Origin of the sequence: Pseudarthrobacter sp. AB1, from assembly GCF_014926485.1 — a bacterium.
Classification (GTDB): domain Bacteria; phylum Actinomycetota; class Actinomycetes; order Actinomycetales; family Micrococcaceae; genus Arthrobacter.
In genome coordinates this window covers 1-5373 of sequence record NZ_PZKO01000079.1, presented here as the reverse complement: position 1 = coordinate 5373, position 5373 = coordinate 1, and the positions used below count along the sequence as shown (strand labels likewise).

Annotated in this window: 2 rRNA genes; both read right to left on the bottom strand. The window is 55.1% G+C overall.

Going from position 1 to position 5373, the window contains the following annotated elements:
* Positions 1-55 precede the first annotated feature (55 nt).
* Positions 56-3202, bottom strand: a 23S ribosomal RNA gene (locus DAD99_RS21215).
* A 548-nt stretch (positions 3203-3750) separates the two neighbouring features.
* Positions 3751-5274, bottom strand: a 16S ribosomal RNA gene (locus DAD99_RS21210).
* Together the 16S and 23S rRNA genes form the textbook arrangement of a ribosomal RNA operon.
* Positions 5275-5373: the final 99 nt, after the last annotated feature.

The following is a 5373-nucleotide window of genomic DNA, read 5'->3' as shown; positions in this document are numbered from 1 at the left end:
TCTTTTTACCACCCGTTGGTTGCAAACGCTTTTGAACCGTTTGCAGGGGTGGTGTGTGGTGTAAGTTATCGGCCTATTAGTACCGGTCAGCTTCACGAGTCGTTAGTCCTCGCTTCCACATCCGGCCTATCAACCCAGTGGTCTGGCTGGGGGCCTCTCACACACAAGGTGTATGGAAATCTCATCTCGAAGCGAGCTTCCCGCTTAGATGCTTTCAGCGGTTATCCCATCCGAACGTAGCTAATCAGCGGTGCACTTGGCAGTACAACTGACACACCAGAGGTTCGTCCGTCCCGGTCCTCTCGTACTAAGGACAGCCCTTCTCAAATTTCCTGCGCGCGCAGCGGATAGGGACCGAACTGTCTCACGACGTTCTAAACCCAGCTCGCGTACCGCTTTAATGGGCGAACAGCCCAACCCTTGGGACCTACTCCAGCCCCAGGATGCGACGAGCCGACATCGAGGTGCCAAACCATGCCGTCGATATGGACTCTTGGGCAAGATCAGCCTGTTATCCCCGAGGTACCTTTTATCCGTTGAGCGACGGCCATTCCACAATGTACCGCCGGATCACTAGTCCCGACTTTCGTCCCTGCTCGAGATGTCTCTCTCACAGTCAAGCTCCCTTGTGCACTTACACTCGACACCTGATTGCCAACCAGGCTGAGGGAACCTTTGGGCGCCTCCGTTACTTTTTAGGAGGCAACCGCCCCAGTTAAACTACCCATCAGGCACTGTCCCTGACCCGGATTACGGGCCGAAGTTAGATGTCCAAAGTGACCAGAGTGGTATTTCAACGATGACTCCACCCGAACTGGCGTCCGGGCTTCAACGTCTCCCACCTATCCTACACAAGCCACTCCGAACACCAATACCAAACTATAGTAAAGGTCTCGGGGTCTTTCCGTCCTGCTGCGCGTAACGAGCATCTTTACTCGTACTGCAATTTCGCCGAGTTTATGGTTGAGACAGCGGGGAAGTCGTTACTCCATTCGTGCAGGTCGGAACTTACCCGACAAGGAATTTCGCTACCTTAGGATGGTTATAGTTACCACCGCCGTTTACTGGGGCTTGAATTCTCAGCTTCGCCGTAAGGCTAACCGGTCCTCTTAACCTTCCAGCACCGGGCAGGAGTCAGTCCGTATACATCGTCTTGCGACTTCGCACGGACCTGTGTTTTTAGTAAACAGTCGCTTCCCCCTGGTCTCTGCGGCCCCGATCCCCTCCCACCAGCAAGTGGTGTTCAAGGTTGGGGCCCCCCTTCTCCCGAAGTTACGGGGGCATTTTGCCGAGTTCCTTAACCATAATTCTCTCGATCGCCTTAGTATTCTCTACCTGATCACCTGTGTCGGTTTGGGGTACGGGCGGCTAAAACCTCGCGTCGATGCTTTTCTCGGCAGCATAGGATCACCAAATCCCCCCGTGAGGGGGTCCCATCAGATCTCAGGCATCATGAACGGCGGATTTGCCTACCGTTCGCCCTACATCCTTAGACCGGGACAACCATCGCCCGGCTTGGCTACCTTCCTGCGTCACACCTGTTAATACGCTTGCCTCCCAGGATCAGGTCCCGCGCTCCACCAAAACCCACATCACCCCGAAGGGTGGGCGGGCAGGTATCGGGCGGTTAGTATCCCCTGTTCAACATGGACGGTTTTTCGCCGGTACGGGAATATCAACCCGTTGTCCATCGACTACGCCTGTCGGCCTCGCCTTAGGTCCCGACTTACCCAGGGCAGATTAGCTTGACCCTGGAACCCTTGATCATTCGGCGGACGGGTTTCTCACCCGTCTTTCGCTACTCATGCCTGCATTCTCACTCGTGTAGGCTCCACCGCTGGTTTACACCGCGACTTCACTGCCCACACGACGCTCCCCTACCACTCCAGACGCCTGAACCAACCCACAAGGGGCGGCTTAGCTAATATCTGAAATCCACAACTTCGGCGGTGTACTTGAGCCCCGCTACATTGTCGGCGCGGAATCACTTGACCAGTGAGCTATTACGCACTCTTTTAAGGATGGCTGCTTCTAAGCCAACCTCCTGGTTGTCTTCGCAACTCCACATCCTTTCCCACTTAGCACACGCTTAGGGGCCTTAGTTGGTGGTCTGGGCTGTTTCCCTCTCGACTATGAAGCTTATCCCCCACAGTCTCACTGCTGCGCTCTCACTTACCGGCATTCGGAGTTTGGCTGACGTCAGTAACCTTGTAGGGCCCATTAGCCATCCAGTAGCTCTACCTCCAGCAAGAAACACGCAACGCTGCACCTAAATGCATTTCGGGGAGAACCAGCTATCACGAAGTTTGATTGGCCTTTCACCCCTACCCACAGCTCATCCCCTCCATTTTCAACTGAAGTGGGTTCGGTCCTCCACGACGTCTTACCGTCGCTTCAACCTGGCCATGGGTAGATCACTTCGCTTCGGGTCTAGATCACGCCACTGCAACGCCCTATTCAGACTCGCTTTCGCTACGGCTTCCCCACACGGGTTAACCTCGCGACGTAACACTAACTCGCAGGCTCATTCTTCAAAAGGCACGCCGTCACACCCATACAGACAAGCTGCAGATGCTCCGACGGATTGTAAGCACACGGTTTCAGGTACTGTTTCACTCCCCTCCCGGGGTACTTTTCACCTTTCCCTCACGGTACTGGTCCGCTATCGGTCATTAGGGAGTATTTAGGCTTATCAGGTGGTCCTGACAGATTCACACGGGATTTCTCGGGCCCCGTGCTACTTGGGATACTCTCCAGGCGGCACAAAACATTTCGGTTACGGGGCTCACACCCTCTCTGGCCGGCCTTTCAAGACCGTTCACCTATGCCTGCACATCACACCTCACTGTCCCGGCAGAGACAGTACGGAAAGTCCCACAACCCCGCCCATGCAACGCCCGCCGGCTATCACACATGGAACGGTTTAGCCTGATCCGCGTTCGCTCGCCACTACTAACGGAATCACTATTGTTTTCTCTTCCTGCGGGTACTGAGATGTTTCACTTCCCCGCGTTCCCTCCACACACCCTATGTGTTCAGATGCGGGTCACCAGGCAGCTCGCGCCCCTGGCGGGGTTTCCCCATTCGGAGACCCTGGGATCAAAGTCCGGTTATCGACTCCCCCAGGCTTATCGCAGATTCCTACGTCCTTCTTCGGCTCCTAATGCCAAGGCATCCACCGTGTGCTCTTAAAAACTTGACCACAAAAGATCAAAACGCTAATTTTCGAGAGAACCACGAAAACCACCCGGACACCACCACCACAACCCAAAGGCCACAGCAACGAACGCCCGGACAGATCCAGGTTCATATATTCTTGGAAATTGCTTCTTATAAAAGATGCTCGCGTCCACTATGTAGTTCTCAAACAACAACCCCAAACCACACACCCCACACACCCAAAAGTACGTGATCGATGCAGCCAGGAAACCAGAAACAAACAAACCCGACAAAACACACCACAACCCAAAAGGCCGCAGCACATCCCACCGGCCCTGTTGCCTCAGGACCCAACAGTGTGCCAAACACTAAACCACCCATATCCGCACCCACACCATTCCAAGCAGCAGAGAACCCCGAAGGACAACCCACCACCGTACTAGACGAGGCACAAAACAAGCGGCCGCTATTCATTGATATTCCACCCTTGAGCACCCGCCGCAGAACAATCGTCTGCGCAACGGGCATATACTCCTGACAACCCCTCCACACCCGCATACACGGGGCAAGGTGACTGTAGGTGCTCCTTAGAAAGGAGGTGATCCAGCCGCACCTTCCGGTACGGCTACCTTGTTACGACTTAGTCCCAATCGCCAGTCCCACCTTCGACAGCTCCCTCCCACAAGGGGTTAGGCCACCGGCTTCGGGTGTTACCAACTTTCGTGACTTGACGGGCGGTGTGTACAAGGCCCGGGAACGTATTCACCGCAGCGTTGCTGATCTGCGATTACTAGCGACTCCGACTTCATGGGGTCGAGTTGCAGACCCCAATCCGAACTGAGACCGGCTTTTTGGGATTAGCTCCACCTCACAGTATCGCAACCCTTTGTACCGGCCATTGTAGCATGCGTGAAGCCCAAGACATAAGGGGCATGATGATTTGACGTCGTCCCCACCTTCCTCCGAGTTGACCCCGGCAGTCTCCTATGAGTCCCCGCCATAACGCGCTGGCAACATAGAACGAGGGTTGCGCTCGTTGCGGGACTTAACCCAACATCTCACGACACGAGCTGACGACAACCATGCACCACCTGTAAACCGACCGCAAGCGGGGCACCTGTTTCCAGGTATTACCGGTTCATGTCAAGCCTTGGTAAGGTTCTTCGCGTTGCATCGAATTAATCCGCATGCTCCGCCGCTTGTGCGGGCCCCCGTCAATTCCTTTGAGTTTTAGCCTTGCGGCCGTACTCCCCAGGCGGGGCACTTAATGCGTTAGCTACGGCGCGGAAAACGTGGAATGTCCCCCACACCTAGTGCCCAACGTTTACGGCATGGACTACCAGGGTATCTAATCCTGTTCGCTCCCCATGCTTTCGCTCCTCAGCGTCAGTTAATGCCCAGAGACCTGCCTTCGCCATCGGTGTTCCTCCTGATATCTGCGCATTTCACCGCTACACCAGGAATTCCAGTCTCCCCTACATCACTCTAGTCTGCCCGTACCCACCGCAGATCCGGAGTTGAGCCCCGGACTTTCACGGCAGACGCGACAAACCGCCTACGAGCTCTTTACGCCCAATAATTCCGGATAACGCTTGCGCCCTACGTATTACCGCGGCTGCTGGCACGTAGTTAGCCGGCGCTTCTTCTGCAGGTACCGTCACTTTCGCTTCTTCCCTACTGAAAGAGGTTTACAACCCGAAGGCCGTCATCCCTCACGCGGCGTCGCTGCATCAGGCTTTCGCCCATTGTGCAATATTCCCCACTGCTGCCTCCCGTAGGAGTCTGGGCCGTGTCTCAGTCCCAGTGTGGCCGGTCACCCTCTCAGGCCGGCTACCCGTCGTCGCCTTGGTGAGCCATTACCTCACCAACAAGCTGATAGGCCGCGAGTCCATCCAAAACCACAATAAAGCTTTCCACCCCCCACCATGCGATGAGGAGTCATATCCGGTATTAGACCCAGTTTCCCAGGCTTATCCCAGAGTTAAGGGCAGGTTACTCACGTGTTACTCACCCGTTCGCCACTAATCCCCCCACAAGTGAGGTTCATCGTTCGACTTGCATGTGTTAAGCACGCCGCCAGCGTTCATCCTGAGCCAGGATCAAACTCTCCGTTGAAGTAAAACAAAAACAGACACAACCAACACCCCCGGAAATAACGGAAGAAGAAGGCTGCAAAATTTGAAACCAGCTGTAAAAACCAGACCACACCACGGG